Source organism: Aurantibrevibacter litoralis (genome assembly GCF_034651555.1).
Taxonomy (GTDB): domain Bacteria; phylum Bacteroidota; class Bacteroidia; order Flavobacteriales; family Flavobacteriaceae; genus Aurantibrevibacter; species Aurantibrevibacter litoralis.
Genome location: NZ_JAYEEQ010000018.1, coordinates 1 through 22,699, shown reverse-complemented (window position 1 = coordinate 22,699; position 22,699 = coordinate 1). Strand labels below are relative to the sequence as shown.

Sequence of the window (22,699 nt, the reverse complement as noted above, 5' to 3'; positions counted from 1 at the left end):
CTTATACTGCCTCAAAGCTCTTGGTGTGCTTCTCTTTATGACATTAAAGATGCGCTTCTGCCTCGTGTTTCTCGTCTCCTTTTTTTTGATTGATTTTCACCAATCGCGTCGCTTTATTGTTCTCTGATACTAGTAGGAATGGTTGGCCACCTACCTCAATGCGTTTTACGTCTTTTATATCGCCTCCCAAATACAAACCACTTTGGCTAGGATAATTTACCTTAAAATTCCCCTTACCGTCGCCTGCGAGAAATGCGCCAAAACTAGCATCGTTACGAGGGGTCTCTATTTCTGAAGTATATAAATTACCCGCCAAAAGGATATCGAGATGTCCATCCAAGTTAAAATCGTCGATTTGTATGCTATTAACCGATGAAAATTGCGCTACACTAGGTAATTGGCTGGGTGTAAAGGTACCATCACCATTGTTATCAAAATACGTGGTAGCAAAAGTATAAGCCTTGCCATTCATTGCTTTTGATAACGCTTCGGTACCTACTATTTCAGCAATGGTAGCCGTACTAAAATCGCTGTAAGAGCCATATTTTTGGTTGATAAACGGCATTTGTTGTGCTGAACAATTTTTTCCACGTAGGGGGTAGTGTTCTCCATTTACATTTACACTTAATAGTATATCGCGCCGACCATTATGATCAAAATCGGAACTGTATACCTCAAATGGGGCTTCCTCTGAAGCCGTGTATTTATAGTTTAAACCTAAATTTCCGACCACGAGATCTATGTCGCCATCGCCATCAAAATCTGCTGCATCAATAGCATACCACCAGCCCTCGGATTTGCCAAGTCCCAAGGTTGAATGTTCCATCTTTTCAAAATTATTTCCGGTATTCCGAAACACGGTGATCGGCATCCATTCGCCCACTACGATCAAATCGCTATTCCCGTCCTCATCATAATCTATCCAGACGGCATCGGTAATCAAACCTAAATCGGAAAGACCGGGTGCCTTGGCAGCAGTAATGTCTATAAAAGAACCATTTTGGTTTTCGTAAAGATATCCGGAACCGGGTATAGGATAATTCTGAGGTACAATACGTTCTCCTATAAAAATATCCAAATCGCCATCCTTATCAAAATCGCAAACAGAAACCTTTGATCCGCTAAAGGCCTTATTTGGCAACCGGTGTGAAGCATCCTCAAACTGAATATTACCCTTATTCAGCAGCAATCGATCTTTATAGAATGGGCTCCCAACCGGGAATTCGTTACCGCCATTAACAATATACAAATCCTGATTTCCATCGCCATCCACATCAAAAAACAAAGCAGACACCTCTTCACTACCTGCGTTGTCTTGCCACGGGCCATGGATGGCTCGGAAGCGTCCATTTTCCCCTTGAACGAATAACGCACCGCTTTGGTCTTTGGCACCACAAATGTATACATCGTCCCTACCGTCACCATTGATATCGCCTACGGCTATGCCCGGACCCAATTGGGAGTATTTATGGGGTAATAAAGGTTCCATGGCATAATCATCAAAAATAGTTTCTTTGTGCTCAAAATGGATTCCTAACTGATCTTCTACAAAAGAAAATAGATAAGACGCTTCCTTTTTCGCTGTCGCTTTTGGCGCATTGCTTGCGTCATAATCTATGGTTACTATTTTATTTACGTCCACGTTTTTAACCCACTGCGTATGGCCTCCCGGCCATGTAACCGCAAGAGAATCTATTGTTTTGGACTGTCCTACACCAAAATGAAGAAAAGGTTCTTGGGAGGAAAGATAGCCCCGCACCATTTTAAATTCTTGGTATTGCTGTTGGCTATCATGCCATATTTCTACTTTAGCACCTATGCCGAGGGTGTTCTTGGCTGGTCCTTTAAAATTTATTCTAAGGAAATTGTTAGTGCCGTTAGCGATATTCTCAAAAATAAAAGCGTGGTCGTCCAAATTATTAATCACCAAATCTAAATCGCCATCATTATCCAAATCTCCGACGGCGGCACCATTTGAAAAACTTTCTTCCGTGAAGCCCCATTGTTCTGAAACATTGTTAAAACTTAGATTTCCATTATTTTGAAAAAGATAATTCCTTTCTTTAATGGGGTTGTACAGATTTATGATCTCGTCTCCTTTTGCCGATATCAGTTCAGTGGCCGATTGATATTGAAACGTGTTCTTATTGAAAAAATCGCGTAACCTTAGGTCTACATCATTGTCAAAAACATTGCGTTTATACCCGTTGGTAATAAAGACATCTTTATGTCCGCTATTATTTAAATCGGCCACCAAAACACTCCAGCTCCACTCTGTTTTATCCATTTTTGTTAATTGTGCTACCTCACTAAACGATCTATTACCTTGGTTCAATTGAATGGTGTTTTGCATGTATTGGTAGTAAAAACCCATATCAACTAACGCATTAAAACCTTCAACGTTCATGGAGGGCATTGATATTTTGGCTTCTTTAAAATCGCTGGGCATCATTTCGGTAACAAAAATATCTTCCATACCATCGTTGTTGAGATCCATAATATCTGCACCCATACCGTATAGCGCTATATGGTTCATTGTGTTCTTTATGCTTTCCTTGAATCCTTTTCCTTTCTGATTGATATAAAAATAATCGTGTTCATCATAATCATTGGAAACATAAATATCCACATAGCCATCTCTATCGACATCGGCAGTCACCAATCCAAGACCATATCCAAAATTATGGGTGATCCCCATTTCATTGCTTGCCTCTACAAACGTTCCATTATCGTTCCTGTACAGTTTATCTCTATGATCGTCCGTGGGATTCTCCTTGTTTCTAAGTACTTCAGCGATGGGAAGCATAAATTCACTGGGCCTGTTCATGATATAGACATCCAAGTCGCCATCATTATCAAAATCGAAAAAAGAAGCCTGATTGGAATACCCAAAATCGGCCAGACCATAGATTTCGGCCTCTTCCTTAAATGTAAGGTTACCTTGATTAATATAAAGCAAGTTTTTGCGATCTTCCCTTTGGTCTTTCCATCCGCCACGACACACGTACATATCTAATAATCCATCGTTATTAATATCTACCATAACCACACCATTGTGCCATCCTTTTGCTTCCCCAAGATTAGCTTTTTCGGTAATGTCATCAAATTGCAGATTGCCCTTATTTAGGTATAGCCTGTTCCCCACTTCGTTTCCCGTAAAGAAGATATCTTGTAGTCCGTCATTATTGATATCGCCTATAGCGGTGCCTCCTCCGTTATAGAGGTAACTAAAATCCTCGAACCGATCGTATTGCTCATCTACCTTATTGACAAAATCGACGCCGGAATGACTGAACGGCACCCTTTTAAAAAGTGGAATTTCTAAGGCATCTTCCTTGTGTTTCTCGGGTAAAGAACAAGCGGTGAAAAGTGCTGCACACAAACAAAATAATAGCTCCTTATAATACATGGCAAACGATTAATTAAAAAAACCTTTCCATTTTAAAAAATGTAAAATGGAAAGGTCAAATTAACAAAACTTAAATTAATATCCCGGATTCTGTGGAAAAGCTGAGGTGGTTCTATCTATTTGGCTCAGCGGTATAGGCCGTAACATATGAAAATCTTGTATGTTAGGCGCTCCTTGTGGATTATGCAATCGCACCCTTTCCACTAGTTTTTCTGTTCTGACCAAATCAAACCAACGTTTGCCTTCTTGCGCCAACTCCTTGGCCCTTTCTTCTAAAATGATATCTAAAGTAACACTGGTGATTGGTGGTAATGCACCTACATTATTTACATCATAGGCTCGCATACGCACTTCATTGAGAAACTGTAAGGCTTTATTTTGATCTGGAGCAGGCTTTAATGCATTGGCCTCTGCAGCTATGAGATATATCTCTGCCAATCGCCAATGGATGAAATCCCTACTGCCCGATTCGTTATTAACCGCTATCCTATTGGGCTGTATCCACTTTTTTGTAGCGGGGTATACTCTTTCGGTATATTCGTCCGGATTAAAAATATTAACACCGTGTGGGCGACTATCTTTTTCGGCCTGTGAAAGCGGAACACGGGGCAACCAAATCGCCGTATCACCGGGCTGCATACCCGGAGGAGCCGAATTTGGATTGTTGGAGAACCAAACGGTTTTAAAAGTAGCATCGTAACGTTTATCTTCCAAATCATACAAATTAATTAAGTAATCTGTGGGTTTAAACCGCTTCCAAGGTCTGCCATTGGTGACATCCCGCACCATACCGGGTCGGTTATCATATTCCATTAGAAAATACATATGCGCAGGATTGCCCCCATTATCAAATTCTAAAATATCTGAAAATTGAGCCGATAAAATAACTTCTGAATTATTTTCATTGTCCAAGTTCCATAGGTCTTCTACAGGCCTAACCAAATTGAATGGCCCATTGTTTATAATATCTTCCGAATATTGAGCGGCTAGGTCATAATTTTTTCGAGTAAGGTGAATATCGGCTAAGGCTGCTTTTGCTGCCCATGAAGTAGCCCTTCCGAAATCGCCTTGCGAAGGTGGCAAATTCTGAGCTGCAAACTCCATATCTTCAATTATTTTCGTGTAAATTTCAGGAACGGGTGTTCTGGTTGCTTCCGTTTCTGCACCTACCGTTTCTTGATCGGTGTAATGTACCGCCCCCCAAACACGCACCAAATAGTAATAATACAATCCTCTTAAAAAGTGAGCTTGCCCTAAAATGTTTTGAAGTTTCGCCGGGTCTGTAATGACCTCCGGTGCCCTTCCAATAACGGTATTAGCACCATTAATGCCTCTGTAAAATACATCCCATGGTTCTTGCACAATAACCGTACTGGCTGCAAGATCTGAATTATAGGTGTTAAAAAATTTAAAATTCCCATCAGCTCCGTTGGTATAGGTATCTGTACCCATGGCAATCAACGTCCATCCTGTTTCTCTATTGCCCGACGTACTACTACCTATAAATGAAGTAAAGGCAGAATACGTGCCGTTTAAGGCTAAATTAATTCCCTCCTCAGTCGTAAAAACACCATCTACAGTTAAATCACCGGTAAGGTTTTCGTCTATGGCATCACCTGCACAGGATGCAAATAGGGATATGCCTATTACGATTAAAATTATTTTTTTCATCTTTTATATTTTAAAATTTAAGATTAAAATGAAACATTGATTCCAAATAAAAATGTACGAGGACTTGGCATAAACGTATTCGGATCTAAAGCAGCGCTTCCTGCCTGAATATTCGGAGTACCGGCTGCAACTTCAGGATCCAGTCCATCTAAATCTGTAGAGGTAAACAAAAATGGGTTTTGAGCCGTAGCATAAATCCGAAATTGATCTAACCCCAATATCTCCGTTATTTTACTGCTATGCGCAAAATTATACCCTAAGGTAATGTTACGAACGCGTACAAAAGAGGCATCAATAAAGCTCAAAACCTGCGAATCTAATGGGCGTTCCTGATTTGCGTTGGGTCTCGGGAAAGTATTGCTTGGATTTTCTGGTGTCCAAAAATCAACATTAAGATTATTAAACCTTCCAAATAAGGTATTCGAGGTTTCCAAAACACGAGCTCTCGTAACATGTCCTTGTCTTGTGTATAAGGCAAAAGAAAGATCGAAACCTTTATACTGCATTCTACTGGTTACACCACCGGTCCATTTGGGGTCTAATTGCCCGATAATTCTTCTATCATCATCATTAATCACCCCATTGTTATCTAAATCCTTTAATTTAATATCGCCGGGCCTTCTGCCAAAACTGGCCGCTTCAGCGACTTCATCCAATTGCCAAATACCGTCAAAAACACGATCATATAACACATTAAGTTGTTTCCCAATAAACCATCTATTCCCTACATCATCTACCTTACCATTGGCAAGTTCATCTATTTTATTGGTGTTTACAGAATAATTAAAATCCGCAGACCATTTAAAGTTTTCGGAATCGATTAACACCGCACTTAAAACGACATCCAACCCTTCGCCACTGGTTTTTCCCACATTCTGTAAAATGGATTGAAATCCGGAAGTTGCCGGTAAAAATCGGTTTAACAGCAAGTCTTCGGTCTCATTGGAGTAATAATCAATAGACCCGGATATCCTATTGTTTAGGATGGCATAATCTATACCCACATTAAAGGTCTTTGTTGTTTCCCATTTAAGATCCGGGTTTGCAATATCCTGAGGCAAAAACCCAAAGGCAGCCTGCCCGCCAAAAGAACCTTCGGTTCTGCCTAAACCACCTAAGGTAGCAAAAGGAGCTATAGGATTGCGACCTACCTCACCGTATCCCAACCGTAATTTAAGATCTGAAAACACAGTTTGTTGTTGCATAAAATTCTCTTCTAACACTTTCCATGCAAAGGCTGCAGAGGGGAAAAAGCCCCATTTATTGCCTTGCGAAAGTTTCGAAGATCCGTCATACCTACCCGTTAAGGTAAAGAGGTACTTATTGAATAGAGTATAGTTAACCCGAGCCATATAGGAAGTCCATTCTTCGGTATCTAATGAACTATCCCTAAAATCGACCAATTCCCCATCACTTAAATTGTTGAACGTTTGTGTATCTGATGGTAGTCCGCTTACGCCCAATGTAAAGAAATCACGTTCCGAATCCTGAAAGCTATACAGAAAAGTGGCATCCAAGGCATGATTTTCGTTAAATGCGATGTTATAATTTAAGATATTTTCTAAGGTGTACGACGTATTTATTCTTTCCGTTTTACTGGCCTCGTTCCGTACTCCCCTTCCGACACCACTTTGGGTTCCGCGAAAATTATTTCTTCTGATGGTCTCAAATTGAGGTTGAAGACTTAGGGTGTACTTAAGATTTCCAATTCTTTCATTGTTGAATAGGTTATAGGATGCAAAAATGTTAGCAAAATACCTGAAATTCTTCGTCTTATCTATAAAGTTTTTGCGGTCCAGGTCGTTCAGCGGATTCCAAACCAAACCATCGGCCAAAGGATCGGTAGTTGGACTTCCATCCGCATTGAAAGGTCTTGTCAACGGACTATTTGACAAGACACCACCTATAGGATTAGAATCTTGTCGTTCTCCAAAGCCGGCCTGTTGCGAAATACCAACTTTTAAGTTTTTGGTTAAATCCATATCTAAATTGGCTCTAAAGGTATATCGTTCAAACTCCGCCAATTTAAAAACACCCTCTTGCTTAAAATAATTTAAGGATACGGCATATCGCACTTTGTCCGAGCCGCCGTTCACTCCAATATTGTAATTGCTTTGCTCTCCGGTCTGTGTGGCGAGATCTTGAAAATTAGTATCTACCCCATCCCTAAATGCTTGAAGTTGTAATGGTTCTAAGGCATCTTCTACAGAAGGTATAGGGCTAGTACCTACAGGCAACCCATTGTCTTGATCGGCTGCGGCACGTTGCGATTCCCTGCGCATAGCGACCCATTGTTCAGAATTCATCATATTAAACTCTGTAAAGGGTACTGCAAAACCTGTATAGGTGTCAAAGTTAAATCGAGGCTTACCGGAAACACCCCTTTTAGTGGTTACTAAAATAACCCCATTAGCCCCTCTTGCCCCATAAATAGCTGCAGAGGAAGCATCCTTTAAGACTTCAATAGAGGAAATATCAGCCGGATTAACGTCTCCAAGACTACCCTCTAAAGGTATCCCGTCTACTACAATTAAGGGCTCATTAGAAAAGGTGAGCGAACTCCTTCCTCGAACTAAAATACTAGGATTACTACCCGGTGCGTTGTTAGATATCCCAATGTCTACCCCGGCAACCTTACCCGCAAGCGCATTTAAAGGATTGCTTTCTCGAGTAATATTGATATCCTCGCCCGAAACCGATGTAATTGCCCCGGTAACATCGCTTTTTTTCTGCGAACCGTAGCCAACTACAATAACTTCATCTAAGGCATCGGCACTAGCTTCCATAGTGATGGTAAGCCTAGTTTGCCCATTTAAGGGATAATCTACGGTCTTAAACCCAATAAAAGATACAGAAAGCACTGCATTTGAGTTAGCGACAGAAATAGAAAAATTTCCATCGAAGTCGGACTGTACTCCGTTGGTGGTACCAACCTCAAGAATGTTGGCACCCGGCAGAGGTTGCCCTAAATCGTCTAGAATGGTTCCGGAAACCTGCGTTCCCTGCGAATACAATTGTCCTGCCGTAATACAAAAAAGCAGCAACAATAATCGATTAATTTTCATTTGTTTCATACTTGTTGTTAAATTTTAGAGTTAGATTGCACGTGTACGCACACAAATTACCACGAGATATTAAAATTCCTTGCAGTACTATTAATAGTGTACGCACACAAATGTAATTATTTAAATAAAACATTAAAAAAAAAATGAAAAAAAGAATGAAATCCCCTTAAAATTTAACATAATACAATTATAGCATGCTACCACATCACAACCAGACAACCCAAAATGTACATTTTTTTCCCTCTAGTGTTCGCACACATAAATTATTTTTACATTTGACAAAAATGAAACAGTGAAAACCATTAAAGATATAGCCGTGGAGGCTAACGTTTCACCGGGTACTGTAGACCGGGTGCTTCATAATCGCGGTGGGGTTTCCCTTAAAACGGAGGCCTTAATCAAAAAAATACTTAAAAAAAATAACTTTAAAATCAACAAGGTAGCACGATCACTGGCCATGAACAAAACCATTACCTTGGCCACCTTACTCCCAAAATTTGATATGGAAAATATCTTCTGGAAAGCCCCACATTTAGGTATTGAGGCCGCTAAAGAAGAAGTAGAAGTTTTTGGAATTCGTGTTCGCAATTTTCCATTTGATCAATTTGAAGCAGCGTCATATCTGAAACAGTTTGAGGCTTTGATCCATGCCAAACCGGATGGCGTTATCATTGCTCCTAATTTTACAGATGAAACACAACGTATGATTGGTGCCTTGGATGAGGCTAAAATACCGTATGTGTTTATCAACATTGACCTTCAGGGTTTTAACAACCTAACTTTTATTGGTCAGGATGCAGAAATGAGCGGCATTTTAGCGGGTAGGTTAATGCATCTTTCTCTGGGCAACCAAGGTGCTGTACTTATAGTGAGATCTAAAGGCAATAGCGATGTAAACAAAACCATTTCCAAACGGATAAGTGGCTTTAAAACCTATTTCAAAACCCATAATATCCCCATTTCGTGCTCCTTTTTAGACACATATAGCCTTTCCCAAAGTGAAAATTTAAAAGAAAAATTTAGCATGGCACTCCAAACAACACCTGAAATAAAAGGTGTTTTTATTCCCAATAGCCGCACAGCCTACTACCTTAGTTGTTTAGAGACCCATACAGCTAAAGAACTAACTATAATTGGATTTGATGGTACCGATGAAAATGTAAAATGTCTGAAAACAGGCAAAGCCACTTTCCTAATTTCTCAAAAACCGTTTCGACAGGGATACGATGCTGTAAAAACCTTAACCAATTTTATTCTGGATCGCAAGCTGCCCGAAAGTAAAATGTATTCTCCCATTGAAATTTTATCGAAAGAGAATGTTGACTTTAGCCGGGAAGCGCATACTGTGAAGCCGTAACATACGAAACCTAAGAAACAGCACTATGCAAAAAAAGGCAGTACATCCCATACTGCCTCTGTTATAAATTTTACCGTTTTTTTTTTGCGTTATGAAGCCAACACAGCTTTCACCTTATCAGCGGCTTCCTGAAACTGTACAGCAGCATGAACCGCCAAGCCGGAATTATCGATAATATCCTTTGCCAACTCCGCATTGGTACCTTGCAAACGCACGATAATAGGCACCTTAATGGCATCACCCATATTCTTGTAGGCGTCTACCACACCTTGCGCCACGCGATCGCAACGGACAATACCGCCGAAAATATTAATTAAAATTGCTTTTACATTAGGATCCTTCAAAATAATCCGAAAGGCTTCCTCTACTCTTTTTGCATCTGCCGTACCCCCTACATCGAGAAAGTTGGCCGGTTCGCCACCTGCCATTTTTATAAGATCCATAGTCGCCATGGCCAGTCCGGCACCATTTACCATACAGCCCACATTACCATCTAAATCTACATAGTTTAAACCTACCGCTCTGGCTTCTACCTCTATCGGACTTTCTTCTCGTAAATCCCGCATTTCTGCATATTGTTTCCTGCGATACAGGGCATTATCATCTATGGAAACCTTGGCATCTACCGCTAAGATTTTATCGTCCGACGTTTTTAAAACCGGATTGATCTCGAACAAACTAGCATCACTTTCTACATATGCTCGGTATAAGGCGGTTACAAATTTTGTCATTTCTTTAAAAGCCGTACCTGAAAGCCCTAAATTAAAAGCAATTCGTCTGGCCTGAAAAGGAAGAAGCCCTACTGAAGGATCTATTTCTTCTGTAAATATGAGGTGTGGCGTTTTTTCGGCTACCTGTTCTATATCCATACCACCTTCGGTAGAATACATAATCATATTTCGCGCTTTGCTCCTATTGAGGAGAACGGACATGTAAAATTCACTTGTCTCACTCTGACCCGGATAATACACATCTTCGGCCACTAACACCTGATGCACTCTCTTTCCGGTTGCAGATGTTTGAGGTGTAATAAGATTCATTCCAATAATCTGTCCGGATATCTCTTCTACTTCCTTTAAATTCTTTGCCAGCTTTACGCCACCTCCTTTGCCGCGACCCCCGGCATGAATTTGCGCCTTGATCACATGCCACCCTGTTCCCGTCTCTGCAGTGAGTTGCTTTGCAGCATCTACAGCTTCCTTTGCATTGTGGGCTACAACCCCGCGTTGAATGCGAACGCCAAAACTTGCTAAAATTTCCTTTCCTTGATATTCGTGAAGATTCATATCTCGTATGTAATTAATTGAATGGCAAAAATAGGAAACCAATGTTTAATAGCCTAACGAAAAAAAAAGACACATTAATTTTAAAGCAGAATTAGTCTTTTAATGCACGAAAACGCCCTAAATGAGTTCAAAAAAAGAAGCTCTTTCCAAACATTTATTGCTATGCAAAAATATGTAAATATAACATTTTGTTGTATTTTTAACAAATTGATGTTTTTTTTTGAATACCTCATATTTCTGGCTAGCTTTGCGAAAAATTTGTATAAAAATGCAACATGCCGATTTACTTAAAATTGTAAACGAACACGGAGCTCCCGTATATGTTTACGATGCTGAAAAAATAATAGCGCAGTTTCAAAGGCTCACCAATGCCTTTAAAGGTGTAAAAAAGCTAAAGCTGAACTATGCAGCTAAAGCACTCTCTAATATTTCAATACTGCGTTTAATGAATAGTTTGGGCAGTGGCTTAGATACCGTTTCTATACAAGAGGTGCAATTGGGACTCATGGCTGGTTTTTCACCTGATGCTATAATATTTACGCCAAATGGGGTATCCTTAGAAGAAATTGAAGAAGCTGCGGCACTTGGCGTACGGATTAATATCGACAATTTGTCAATTTTAGAGCAATTTGGCGCCAAACACCCGGAAGTGCCAGTATGTATTCGGATAAATCCACATGTAATGGCCGGAGGAAATTCCAAAATATCCGTGGGTCATATCGATTCCAAATTCGGCATTAGCATACACCAAACACCGCATCTTCTCCGTATTATTGAACTCACCAAAATGAATATCAATGGTATTCATATGCATACGGGAAGTGATATTCTAGATATTGATGTCTTTCTTTATGCCTCCGAAATCTTATTTGAAACCGCCAAAAATTTTAAAAATCTGGAATTTATCGATTTTGGCAGCGGATTTAAAGTTCCCTACAAGGAAGGAGATATAGAGACTAATGTAGAAGAGCTCGGCAAAAAACTGAGTGAACGTTTTAATACGTTTTGTGAGGCTTATGGCAAAGAACTTACGTTGGCATTTGAACCGGGTAAGTTTTTGGTAAGTGAAGCCGGTTTCTTTTTGGCGAAGGTAAATGTAGTAAAGCAAACCACATCCACTGTATTTGCGGGCATAGATACAGGTTTTAATCATCTTATACGCCCCATGTTTTATGGCGCTACCCACCGAATCCGGAACATTTCCCATCCCGAAGGAAAAGAACGGTTTTACTCCGTCGTAGGGTATATTTGCGAAACAGATACCTTTGCAAGCAACCATAGGATCAGTGAAATCTCAGAAGGGGATATTCTCTGCTTTAGCAACGCCGGAGCCTATTGCTTTACCATGGCGAGCAATTACAACTCCCGATTTAGACCTCCGGAAGTGTTATGGTACAAGAACAAGGCTATTTTAATTCGAGAACGGGAAACTTTTGACGACCTCATTAAAACCCAAATTGATGTGCACGACTTATTTGCGCCAACGCCCGAAAAGAAATTGGTAAAATAAATGAAGGCTTTCTTCGTTAGTTTATTGATTGTCTTTCGACAAAAGCCAAAAAATATGTTGTTATGAATACGTCAGTTGCATCTTTTTTAAAAGTACCTTTATTTTTATTCTTGCTAACCTTGGGGATTGAGATGAAGGGGCAAGAAGTAAATTGGTTAACTTGGGATGAGGCCGTAAAATTGTCTGAAACAGAGGCGTCTCCAAAGAAAATGTTCGTAGATGTGTACACTGATTGGTGCGGCTGGTGTAAAAAAATGGATAAGGATACGTTTCAGAATGCCGAGGTTGCCAAATATATGTCCGAAAATTTTTATATGGTAAAAATGGATGGGGAAGGCAAGGAACCGCTAACCTATAAGGGAAAGACCTATAAATACGTTCCTTCGGGAAGATCGGGTTACCACGAGTTAGCTGCCGCCTTAATGCAAGGTCGATTAAGTTATCCTACCACTATTTTTTTAGATGAAAAAATGAATATGTTATCGCCACTACCCGGATATCACAAAGCCCAGCCTTTTCTCAATATTGCGAAATACTTTGGCGACAATGTGTATTTAGATAAAGATTGGAAAACCTACGAAGCAAAAGGGAAATAGGCAGCACAAAGAATGACAATTGATATTATAAAAAAGCCCTCTATATAAAAATAGAGGGCTTTTTCTCTGTTTTATTTCAAACACACGTGCCAGCTAATTAGGGTTTTCTACTCCTGACAATTCAATACAAAACCCCTTGCACTACCTACTGTAGTTTGGAGATTCCTGAGTTATGGTTACATCATGAGGGTGACTTTCATTGATCCCGCTGGCGGTAATTTTCACGAATTTGCCTGTATCTTTTAACGTGGCAATATCCTTAGCGCCACAATACCCCATTCCGGCCCTAAGTCCGCCCACAAACTGATGAATGCTCTCAAATAAATCGCCTTTATACGGCACCCGACCTACAATACCTTCCGGAACTAATTTTTTGATGTCGTCTTCCACATCCTGAAAATACCGATCCTTACTGCCTTGTTTCATCGCTTCCAACGAACCCATACCTCGATACGATTTAAACTTTCGTCCTTCGTAGATAATAGTTTCGCCCGGCGATTCCTTGGTGCCTGCTAATAAGGAGCCCAGCATTACCGTATCCGCACCGGCTGCAATTGCCTTGGGAATATCTCCCGTATAGCGAATGCCTCCGTCTGCGATGACCGGAACGCCACTCCCTTTTATAGCTGCAGCAACTTCTAATACGGCAGAAAATTGAGGAAAACCTACTCCTGCTACTACTCGAGTAGTACAGATAGATCCAGGTCCTATACCCACTTTTACAGCATCTGCCCCGGCATCCACCAAGTATTTAGCGGCCTCTGCGGTCGCGATATTGCCCACAATGACTTCCAAATTAGGGAATTTAAGTTTAATGGACTTAAGAACACTCACTACTCCTTTGGTATGACCGTGGGCGGTATCAACCACCACGGCATCTACCCCCGCATTCACCAAAGCTGTTGTTCTATCCAATACATCGGGAGTTACGCCCAAAGCCGCAGCCACACGCAACCTGCCATACTGATCTTTGTTGGCAATGGGTTTTTGAGTAAGTTTTGTGATATCCCTAAAAGTGATTAACCCCACCAGCTTATAATCCTTATCGACTACTGGCAATTTCTCGATCTTATTTTCCTGTAAAATATCTTCCGCTTCTTCCAATGAAGTGCCCTCACCCACCGTAACCAAATTTTTAGAAGTCATTACTTCGGAAATGGGTCGGTCATTATTTTTTTCGAATCGCAAATCCCTATTGGTAACAATCCCTATGAGCTTCCCATGAGCATCCACAATAGGAATGCCACCAATACTAAATTCTTTCATATTGGCTTTGGCGTCCTTCACTTTGGCGTGTAAGGGAAGGGTTACCGGGTCTAAGATCATGCCGCTTTCTGCACGTTTCACTTTACGCACTTTTAAGGCCTGTTGTTCTATAGTCATATTCTTATGTAATACGCCTATACCCCCTTCTTGCGCAATAGCAATTGCCATCTTGGATTCGGTTACCGTATCCATGGCCGCAGATACAATGGGAATATTTATAACAATATTTCTCGTGAATTTGGTTTGAATATTAACCTCTCTGGGAAGAATTTCGGAATATGCCGGCACCAATAATACGTCATCGTACGTAAGACCTTCACCGATAATTTTAGATAAATGAGCTTGCATGGCAATTAAAGTTTAATTGCATGCAAATGTACTACTTTTATATGGGAATTCTTCAAATAAAGAGTTTCTTGAAATTGCCAATAGCTGTTTCAACCGCTCCAAAAGAGCGGTGGACACGGAAACCTAGGGGAATTCTTTACGTTAAACAAATGCATCCCTCAAAAGAACCATCCACTCTTGTCACTCTTAAAATCGGTATTACTTCCTATTTAGGGGCATTTGGGATACTGAAATTAGGGCTTGGCTCTCAGTAAAAATGCGTCCACTTCACTTTTTCAAACAAGTCTTAAAAGTACCCGACCTGTGCATTTAATTGCTACATCCTTGAAAATCAAATTCTTTTACAAAGACGTTCAAAGAGCATACAATCTTCACTCTAAAAAGGTGTAAAATTATTTTTATTAATTCTAAATAAACTTTGTTTCGGTCTATTTTATATACTACATTTGCGTCATTATTTTTAATAAATCTAAATAAGAATGAAGTATTCGTTAGCCGGATTATGTGGATTGTTAAGCATTCCTTTTGTACAAGCCCAAGATTACAATTCCCAATCTCAAGATAGTGTAATTACTTTAAAAGAAGCAGTCATCTCGGCAGATTTGCTTTTTGGAAGTAAATTTCAAGCCAAAAACAGAACTGGTGCGGCCTACTATGTTTCACCGGAAGAACTAAAGCAATTTGGATATACCGATATTAACAGGGTGTTGCGCGCAGTTCCCGGGGTGAACGTCTATGAAGAAGACGGTTTTGGGTTGCGACCCAACATTAGTTTGCGAGGAACCTCTCCGGAGCGCAGTTCCAAAATTACTGTTATGGAAGATGGTGTCTTAATTGCTCCGGCGCCCTACAGTGCGCCCGCGGCCTATTATTTTCCGAATGTGGGAAGGATGCATGCCGTAGAAGTTCTTAAAGGAAGTAGCCAAATTCAGTACGGTCCGTACACCACCGGAGGAGCCATAAACCTGATCTCCGGAAGAATCCCCGATACGTTTACAGGTGGACTTAGTGCCAATTACGGTACTTTTAACAGCAGCAACCTTCATGCACATCTTGGCGAAAGCAAAACAAACATCGGCTATTTTGTGGAATACTTGAATTATCGCTCCGATGGATTTAAGGACTTAGACAATGGCGGAAATACCGGTTTTAATAAAAATGATGTCGTTGCTAAATTTCGTCTTTCAACCAAGCCTGAAGCCCAAATTAAACAAGCCATAGATCTAAAATTTCAATACGCAGAAGAAGATGGCGATGAAACCTATTTAGGTCTTACGCAAGACGATTTTGATGCCACCCCTTTCCGACGCTACGCAGCATCACAAAAAGATAAACTAACAACAGATCATATCCAATTCACAGCAACCCATACGCTGGAATTTAATGATTTTTTCAGGATCACTACGACAGGGTATTACAACGGATTTAACAGAAACTGGGCGCGTTTAAGTGATGTAGTTGCAAATGGAAGTACCACCGGTATAACCGACATTCTTAACAATCCCCTGCAATTTGCAGACCAACTGGCTATTCTTCGTGGGGATGTTGACGCCGCTGGGAATGTATTGCGCTATACGCAAAACAATAGAAGTTATGTATCTAAAGGCATACAAACCAAGCTTGATTACCATTGGGGTGATACCGTTTTTCACGACATTGAAGTAAGTTTACGATACCACTATGACCAAGAAGACCGTTTTCAATGGCGCGATTTCTACGGAATAACCAATGGTATTATGCAATTAAACACCGCCGGAAAGCCAGGAACCTCGGCCAACCGTTTAGATGATGCTACCGCCTTTGCCGCTCATGCACTTTACAAAATAAAATTTAACGACCTGACCATTATCCCGGGAATACGCTATGAAACTATTGAACTTACCAGAACCGATTTTGGTACTAACGACAATAGCAGATCTGGTGCTAATGTTAGCAACAGAGAAAATAAAATTGATGTATTTATTCCGGGCATAGGGTTCAATTACAACCTTAACAACAAGATTTCACTATTTGGTGGCGTGCACAAGGGTTTTGCTCCCCCAAGCAACACCCCGGATCAAGAAGCAGAAAAAAGTGTAAACTACGAATTGGGTACGCGCATTAGTACAGGTGGTTTATCCGGGGAACTTATTGCGTTTTATAATGACTATTCTAATTTGCTCGGAAACGATTTTGCCTCCTCAGGTGGGGAGAGTACCTTAGATCAATTTAATGCAGGTGAGGTAAAAATTAAAGGTTTGGAAGTACTGCTTAATTACAATCTTATGCACCATCAAACTAATGGCTTTGCGTTACCCATAACCTTGGCCTATACGTACACCGATACTGAATTTTTAAACAGTTTCAGTAGTTCGGCCGGACTTTGGGGTGATGTCACCGCAGGCGACGAACTGCCCTATATTGCCAAGCACCAAATGAACGGAACGATCGCTTTGGAACACAAAAAATTTGAACTCGCCTTAAGTGCAAGATATCAAGATACACTTCGAACCCTTGCAGGTAGTGGTTCCATCCCGGAAAATGAAAGGCTAGATTCCTTTGTGGTGGTAGATTTTTCCGCAAAATACCACGCCACTCCGTATTTAAGCTTTACCGGAAATATAATCAACCTCTTAGATGAAACCTATGCAGCAGCAAGGGTACCTGCGGGGTTACGGCCAGGACATCCCTTTGGAGTGTATGGCGGTTTTAACTTGCATTTTTAATGAAGTAGAAACTCCTAGGCGTTACAACTTTTCAATAATCCCGCTCTTAATGGTAGGATCCAAAAAGATATGACGCTTTGTTATAAGCTGCCTCAAAAGCCAACCAGTTAACCCCTGTTTTCACTTTCTGTTCCGTAAAATAAGAGAGCATCTTTTCGGTGGGCATATTGCCGGTTAATTCATCTTTGGCCATAGGACAGCCGCCAAATCCTTGGATAGCACCATCAAATCTTCGGCATCCGGCCCTATAAGCAGCGTTTATTTTTTCGTGCCACGTAGCTGGAGTGGTGTGTAGGTGCGCCCCAAATTCAATTTGCGGGTATAGAGGGATAAGATGAGAAAAAAGATAGGTTATAGTTTCCGAGGTCGATGCGCCTACGGTATCGGAAAGGGACAGTATCTGCACGCCCATCCCCGATAATTTTTGAGTCCATTCCCCTACAATATCTACATTCCACGGATCGCCATACGGATTTCCAAAGCCCATAGAAATGTAGGTTACCACTTCTTTTCCCTGCCTATCTGCCACATTTAAAATTTCTTGAAGTGTAGCTACGGACTCGTCAATGGTTCTATGGGTATTCCGCATCTGAAAATTTTCTGAAATAGAAAATGGATACCCCAAATACCGTATTTGAGGAAAACGAACCGCCTCTTCTGCACCACGGATGTTAGCCACAATAGCCAACAGTTTACTCTGCGTTTTGCTTACATCGAGTCCTTCTAAAACGGCAGCCGTATCTACCATTTGCGGTATGGCTTTGGGCGATACAAAACTACCAAAATCGACAGTATCAAATCCGCATCCTAATAGCGACTGTACATACAAAATCTTTTGTTGGGTGGGCACAAACCTCTTAATACCTTGCATGGCATCTCGCGGACATTCTATTATTTTAACCTTTGTAGCCATTATACCGAATTTCCATTACAGCCAAAATTACCACTTACTTATCCGACAGGATTAGAAATAATCCAATACTCACAAAGACGATGATTTGAAACCACTTGAGATAGTTTCCTACCGCTTGGTTTTCTGAAAACCGCGCTGCAATAGTCCCCGAAAGTACGGCAATACCACCAAAAATAAAAAATGAGACCCCGATAAAAAGAAATCCTAAGGTATAAAATTGAGCTATTGTACTCCACGAGTCGCTAAACAAAAATCCCGGGAAAAATGCCAGAAAAAAAATGGTTACTTTAGGGTTTAACACATTCATGATAAATCCCTGTTTAAACAGCGATATCAAACTGCCTTTAGCCGTCTTTTCCGTAGGAAGCCCTGTGGTATTCTCACTTCGTAATACCTGAAAAGCCAAGTAAAACAAATACATTGCCCCAAATACCTTGATCCCAAAAAACACATGTTCATTCGCTTTTAGCGCGGCAGAAACCCCAAAAGCCAATAAGGTAGTGTGCACCAAACAACCCGACAAGAGACCGGCCGTAGTAGCCAATCCGTATTTTTTACCATGGCTTATACTTTGCGAAAACACATAAATATTATCCGGCCCGGGCGCAATCGCCATAGCGGCCGTCGCCAAAACAAAAGTGTATAAAATATCGTAATTCAACGGTTTCGCAATAAAGTCGGGAATTTACAAATTAAACCGCAGTATCGCACTTTTTTTATATCTTGCCTAAAATTTAAAAATCAATGAGAATTCTTACCGCAGTACTGCTGCTAACCTGCACGTTATACAGCTTTAGCAGCCACGCAATTAACAACGAGCCAACCTATAGTGTCGCAGAAATGATGAAAAAACAAGATAGTGTACTGCGCCATGTAGTACTTTTTAAATTTAAAGAAGGCACTTCCGAAGAAAATTTAACCAAAATCCTAACCGCCTTTTCCCAATTACCATCTAAAATACCGCAAATAAAATCTTACGAATGGGGTCTTAACAATAGCCCGGAAGGTTTAGAAAAAGGGTTTACCCATTGTTTTTTCCTTACGTTCAACAGCGAGGAAGATAGGGCTATATACCTTCCGCATCCAGATCATAAGGCATTTGGCGCTCTTTTGGGACCACATCTAGATGATGTTTTGGTTGTCGATTATTGGACGAAATAAATCAGCCCTTTCAACCTATAAAAGACAAAGAACCATTCTAAATTTTGACAGCATAAGCGTCTTTGCCTTTTAAATTTTTTGTTGTTTCGCAGCGGCTATTCCGGGGTCTTTTAAGTTTCCATGGAAGCAAGTATAGCCCTATTAATCTTTTTTACCAAAGCCGGACCTTCGTAAACAAATCCAGTCCAAAGCTGCACAAGATCGGCACCGGCTTCCAGTTTTTCCAATGCATCTTCCGGACTATGGATGCCTCCTACCCCAATGATAGGAAAGGCTTTCTGGCTTTTTTCGGCCAAAAATCGGATAACCTCTGTGCTCCGTTGCGCCAAAGGCTTCCCACTTAAACCGCCAGCTTCTTCCGTTATATATAGCGGCGATGACAGCCCATTTCGGCTCAGGGTGGTATTGGTAGCAATCACCCCATCAATCTGTGTGGTGGTAATAATTTGTATGATGTCTAAAAGTTGTGCCTCTGTAAGATCCGGTGCTATTTTCAATAAAATAGGTTTTTCTGCCTTGTTAGACTTCCTTGCACATTTTGTATTCTCCTTTTTCAACTCTTTAAGCAAAGCCGTAAGGGGTTCCTTTTCTTGTAGTTCCCGCAAACCCGGGGTATTCGGAGAACTCACATTAATCACAAAATAATCTACATGGGCAAATAAGGCATCAAAACAGATAAGATAGTCTTTAATAGCATCCTCATTGGGCGTATTCTTATTTTTACCAATATTACCGCCAATAAGTACCTTATGCTTTTTTTTTAGGCGTTCTACAGCATCAAAAACCCCCTTGTTATTAAATCCCATTCGGTTAATAATGGCGTTATCTGCTTTTAAACGGAATAGTCTTTTTTTGGGATTGCCATCTTGGGGTTTTGGGGTAAGCGTTCCAATTTCTACAAAACCAAAACCAAAATCGGCAAGCTCGTTGTACAAAGAGGCATTTTTGTCAAATCCCGCCGCCAAACCCACCGGATTTTTAAATTTCAGTCCAAAAAGCTCCCGTGTTAAACGTGTATCTTCTACAACATAAAGCGATCGGAACACTCTAGAAAAACCAAGTTTGGACAAAAAGCCAATAATTTTAAACGAAAGTGTGTGAACCACCTCCGGATCAAATAAAAAAAGAAGCGGACGAATCAATAGCGTGTACATGGGGCTAAACGGCGTTTTTGCAAAAATACAAACTCCCCAGTCCTTATTTCGCTTCCGCGAAGCTATTTATCAACATCAAAACTAAAGTTATTCAGGGTTTCGTTCCAAAGGCCGCCGTACCGCCTCCCCGCACAGATCAAGATACCGTTGGTACTGCTTCTCATTCAATACGCTTACTAGCTTTACATCATAATTTGCGGATATTCCAATCATTTTATCCTGCACAGCCCTATATTTTTGAGCCAATGCCGTCAATTCTTCCGGAGTGTGTTGGGGCTGTTTGGCCAATAGGGTTGTAGCCTCTTCTTCTAACACATTCAGGTGCAGTTGCACCTCGGCCTGCCATTGTTCTGCCTGTGCAGTTTGCGTGTCGTTTAATTGAAAAATTTTAATGAAGGTGTCGAGCTTCGTCCCTGCCAAATCTAGGGTACAGTCTTGTGCAGAAACACAATAGACAAGACATTGAAGCGCCATAAGCGGTATCCATTTTATGCGTTGCATAGCGTATGTAATTGTTTTAGAGAGTGCAATGTATTTATTTTAAAGTTTGCACACACCAACTCCTTTAAAATTGCGATAAAAAGCACTTTGCAACGTACAAACCTGCATTTCATCACAAAAGAATACAAAAAAATGTGTCCTTTTAAAAACGTTCAAATCGGACAATTCGTGCGCTGTCAATAAAATTACGCACCAAAGTCCGATCTTCTTCAAGATATATTTTCTGAGCGTTACCACAAGGGTCGGGCTTTTCGTTGCAATCTTTTTGTAAAAACAAAAAGGATTTCCACTGCAATCCCTAACGCAAAAAGCTTAGGAATACACTATGCTTTGCCAAGGATCATTATCGTATTTTTGTGGCAAACCAAAATATATGCAACAACTCATAGACCGCTTTCTTCGGTACGTTACTATAGATACCCAAAGCAATCCTCATTCGGATACTACCCCAAGTACAGAAAAACAATGGGTATTGGCTAACCTACTGGTACGCGAATTAGAACAAATTGGCATGCAAGACGTTAGCATCGATACCAATGCCTACATCATGGCTTCCTTACCCGCCAATGTGGACTACGAGGTACCTACCATCGGATTTATTGCCCATATAGACACCGCTCCCGATTTTCCTGCCACCAACGTAAACCCGCAGATTATTCGCAATTACGATGGCACCGATATTGTGCTACATCAAACGGAAGACATTGTTTTGTCGCCCACTACCTTTAACGATTTGTTGCGTTACAAAGGGCAAACCTTGATTACCACAGACGGTACCACCCTGTTGGGTGCCGATGATAAAGCCGGTATTGCAGAAATTGTTTCGGCTATGGAGTATCTCATAAAACATCCCGAAATTAAGCATGGCCCCATCCGCATTGGCTTTACCCCCGATGAAGAAATTGGCCGTGGTGCGCATCATTTTAATGTTGAGAAATTTGGTGCCCATTGGGCCTACACGGTTGATGGTAGTGAAATTGGCGAACTGGAATACGAGAATTTTAACGCTGCAAAGGCCAAAATTACTTTTAGCGGTAAAAGTGTGCATCCGGGCTATGCCAAAGGTAAAATGGTGAATGCCATAGGGCTTGCCCACGCCTTTATGGCAGGACTTCCCCTAAATGAAATTCCTGAGCGGACCTCGGGTCGCGAGGGTTTTTATCACGTACATCATATTTCCGGAGATGTATCGGAGGCACAACTAGAACTTATAGTCCGAGATCACGATGCCATTATATTTCAAGAGCGAAAGCAAGGGCTGCTAGCTCTTGTAGCGAAGTTAAACCTTAGCCACCCCAAAAGCACGACCATAGTAATGGAAGATCAGTACTACAACATGAAAGAAAAGATAACCCCGGTGATGCACATCATAGCCATTGCGAAGAAAGCCATGGAAGCTGTAGGTGTAACCCCCATCATAAAACCTATTCGAGGCGGTACAGATGGTTCCCAACTCAGTTATATGGGACTTCCCTGCCCCAACATTTTTGCCGGGGGACACCATTTCCACGGAAAATACGAATACATTCCGGTAGAAAGCATGCAAAAAGCCATTGAAGTCATCGTAAAAATTTGCGAGTTTACAGCTAGCGCATCAAAATAAACGTAAACCAGACAGCGATTTTAAATGGCTGTTAACGTTTAGTGATCGAGTAGACAAGGGGAATTTTGCTGACCGAATATAATTACCCCCATCCTTAGGACAATAAATCTTTAAAAATAAGTTTTATGATGGTGTTGAAAGAGGGGGGTCCGGG

General features: G+C 40.9%; 15 protein-coding genes. 6 read left to right on the top strand and 9 right to left on the bottom strand.

The genetic code is table 11. From position 1 onward, the window contains the following. Positions 1 to 43: 43 nt before the first annotated feature. From U1E44_RS13390 to U1E44_RS13380, 3 genes are all read right to left on the bottom strand, one after another. Positions 44 to 3,409 (bottom strand): VCBS repeat-containing protein, encoded by a 3,366-nt coding sequence (locus U1E44_RS13390; RefSeq protein ID WP_322931605.1) that lies wholly within the window; start codon positions 3,407 to 3,409, stop codon positions 44 to 46. Positions 3,410 to 3,484: 75 nt separating this feature from the next. Beyond that, the gene (locus U1E44_RS13385; RefSeq protein WP_322931604.1) at positions 3,485 to 5,080 is read right to left on the bottom strand and encodes a RagB/SusD family nutrient uptake outer membrane protein; all 1,596 of its coding nucleotides are present in this window, start codon (positions 5,078 to 5,080) and stop codon (positions 3,485 to 3,487) included. A gap of 23 nt (positions 5,081 to 5,103) precedes the next feature. Then, positions 5,104 to 8,154, bottom strand: a complete 3,051-nt coding sequence (locus U1E44_RS13380) for a SusC/RagA family TonB-linked outer membrane protein (RefSeq protein ID WP_322931603.1) — start codon at positions 8,152 to 8,154, stop codon at positions 5,104 to 5,106. Between the two features lie 283 nt (positions 8,155 to 8,437). Between U1E44_RS13380 and U1E44_RS13375 the strand changes: the two genes are divergently transcribed. Next, entirely contained in the window at positions 8,438 to 9,502 is a 1,065-nt protein-coding gene (locus U1E44_RS13375; RefSeq protein WP_322931602.1) for a substrate-binding domain-containing protein, read from the top strand. An 89-nt stretch (positions 9,503 to 9,591) separates the two neighbouring features. Here U1E44_RS13375 and sucC read toward each other — a convergent pair whose 3' ends face one another. Further along, entirely contained in the window at positions 9,592 to 10,788 is a 1,197-nt protein-coding gene (sucC, locus tag U1E44_RS13370; RefSeq protein WP_322931601.1) for an ADP-forming succinate--CoA ligase subunit beta, read from the bottom strand. A gap of 268 nt (positions 10,789 to 11,056) precedes the next feature. Here sucC and lysA point away from each other — a divergent pair, with 268 nt between their 5' ends. Both lysA and U1E44_RS13360 read left to right on the top strand, forming a co-directional pair. After that, entirely contained in the window at positions 11,057 to 12,298 is a 1,242-nt protein-coding gene (gene lysA / locus U1E44_RS13365) for a diaminopimelate decarboxylase (RefSeq protein WP_322931600.1), read from the top strand. Positions 12,299 to 12,429: 131 nt separating this feature from the next. Continuing rightward, positions 12,430 to 12,894, top strand: a complete 465-nt coding sequence (locus U1E44_RS13360) for a thioredoxin family protein (RefSeq protein WP_323673904.1) — start codon at positions 12,430 to 12,432, stop codon at positions 12,892 to 12,894. A 141-nt stretch (positions 12,895 to 13,035) separates the two neighbouring features. Here the strand turns inward: U1E44_RS13360 and guaB are convergent, their stop codons facing one another. Continuing rightward, a complete protein-coding gene (gene guaB, locus U1E44_RS13355; protein ID WP_322931598.1) occupies positions 13,036 to 14,508 on the bottom strand; it encodes an IMP dehydrogenase in 1,473 nt (490 codons plus the stop codon). 479 nt (positions 14,509 to 14,987) lie between these two features. On the opposite strand from guaB, the gene U1E44_RS13350 reads away from it, so the two are divergent. After that, positions 14,988 to 17,213: a TonB-dependent receptor family protein gene (locus tag U1E44_RS13350; protein ID WP_322931597.1), complete on the top strand. Its 2,226-nt coding sequence runs from the start codon at positions 14,988 to 14,990 to the stop codon at positions 17,211 to 17,213. A gap of 46 nt (positions 17,214 to 17,259) precedes the next feature. On the opposite strand, the gene U1E44_RS13345 is transcribed toward U1E44_RS13350, so the two are convergent. Both U1E44_RS13345 and U1E44_RS13340 read right to left on the bottom strand, forming a co-directional pair. Further along, the gene (locus tag U1E44_RS13345; protein WP_322931596.1) at positions 17,260 to 18,126 is read right to left on the bottom strand and encodes a hydroxymethylglutaryl-CoA lyase; all 867 of its coding nucleotides are present in this window, start codon (positions 18,124 to 18,126) and stop codon (positions 17,260 to 17,262) included. Between the two features lie 34 nt (positions 18,127 to 18,160). Beyond that, entirely contained in the window at positions 18,161 to 18,787 is a 627-nt protein-coding gene (locus U1E44_RS13340; protein ID WP_322931595.1) for a LysE family translocator, read from the bottom strand. A gap of 83 nt (positions 18,788 to 18,870) precedes the next feature. On the opposite strand from U1E44_RS13340, the gene U1E44_RS13335 reads away from it, so the two are divergent. After that, the gene (locus U1E44_RS13335; RefSeq protein ID WP_322931594.1) at positions 18,871 to 19,287 is read left to right on the top strand and encodes a Dabb family protein; all 417 of its coding nucleotides are present in this window, start codon (positions 18,871 to 18,873) and stop codon (positions 19,285 to 19,287) included. Positions 19,288 to 19,397: 110 nt separating this feature from the next. On the opposite strand, the gene U1E44_RS13330 is transcribed toward U1E44_RS13335, so the two are convergent. Beyond that, complete coding sequence (locus U1E44_RS13330) at positions 19,398 to 20,441, bottom strand: quinone-dependent dihydroorotate dehydrogenase (protein WP_322931593.1); 1,044 nt, start codon at positions 20,439 to 20,441, stop codon at positions 19,398 to 19,400. 87 nt (positions 20,442 to 20,528) lie between these two features. Beyond that, positions 20,529 to 20,942, bottom strand: a complete 414-nt coding sequence (locus U1E44_RS13325; protein ID WP_322931592.1) for a hypothetical protein — start codon at positions 20,940 to 20,942, stop codon at positions 20,529 to 20,531. Between the two features lie 373 nt (positions 20,943 to 21,315). Here U1E44_RS13325 and pepT point away from each other — a divergent pair, with 373 nt between their 5' ends. After that, the gene (gene pepT, locus U1E44_RS13320) at positions 21,316 to 22,545 is read left to right on the top strand and encodes a peptidase T (RefSeq protein WP_322931591.1); all 1,230 of its coding nucleotides are present in this window, start codon (positions 21,316 to 21,318) and stop codon (positions 22,543 to 22,545) included. The last annotated feature ends 154 nt before the right edge of the window (positions 22,546 to 22,699 follow it).